The organism is Vibrio rumoiensis 1S-45 (assembly GCF_000286955.2).
GTDB classification, from domain to species: Bacteria; Pseudomonadota; Gammaproteobacteria; order Enterobacterales; family Vibrionaceae; genus Vibrio; species Vibrio rumoiensis_A.
The window spans coordinates 1-884 of the sequence record NZ_AJYK02000031.1; the positions used below are offsets into that span (position 1 = coordinate 1).

The following is an 884-nucleotide window of genomic DNA, read 5'->3' on the forward strand; positions in this document are numbered from 1 at the left end:
TGTACCACATCAAAGGTACCATCGGTATTCATGGTGATAGTTAAAATGGTATCTACACGATTACCAGAAGCATCAATGGAATACACTTCAATAATATTTTTGGTCACAGTATAATCGGTACTGACCCCATTGGTCAGTAAGCCATCAAATGTATTTTGAGTCACATTCCATTCAAAATAATCAATCGCATCCGATCCCACATCCAAAGTAACACTACCTTTTCCGGTACCACCAATCACCATCTCCCCATCTATTTCTACAGAGGACTCTATAATTTCAGCTGTAGTTCCCGCACTGATCACCGGCAATGCACCATCCGTAATAATCACGGTAACATTAGCCGATTCTGTTAAAGGGTCATTATCGATATCATTGGCTTGAACTGGGATCACAATCGTTAACTCAGTATCATTAACGTTAACGTAAGTCCCCGTAACAGACTTATGATCTAATGGCAGAGTTTGCGTCACCGAAATCGCAATATCAATATTGCCACTAGCCAGATCAGCTGTTGGTGTTAAGACTATCTCGAGCGCTTCATCCATGCTATCTTTCAAAGTCGCCGTGATGGTAATGATGCCATCCGCATCTGTGGATATAGTTATATCTAATGCATTACCACCGGAAGTTAATGCAAGCAGTTCCCCTTTTAATACATCAATAATATTAGGATCCACTTGTAAACTATTGCTAACTAAATCATCAGTCACCTTGTTTAGCGTAAGTGACCCACTTGCAGCTGGTAATGGGTATGTGCTAGCCCCAGCATCGTCTAAATCAGCTTCAGTTAAAGTAACACTGGTATCTCCTCCCGTTGCATCACTCCCATCTTTAATAGTCACATGAATATCAATAGGGGAACTAGGGTCGCCATCTTTATCAAT

At 41.0% G+C, this 884-nt stretch carries 1 protein-coding gene; it reads right to left on the bottom strand.

Going from position 1 to position 884, the window contains the following annotated elements; genetic code table 11:
- A partial coding sequence (locus A1QC_RS15510) for a hypothetical protein (protein ID WP_039836403.1) occupies positions 1-884 on the bottom strand: 884 nt, incomplete at both ends.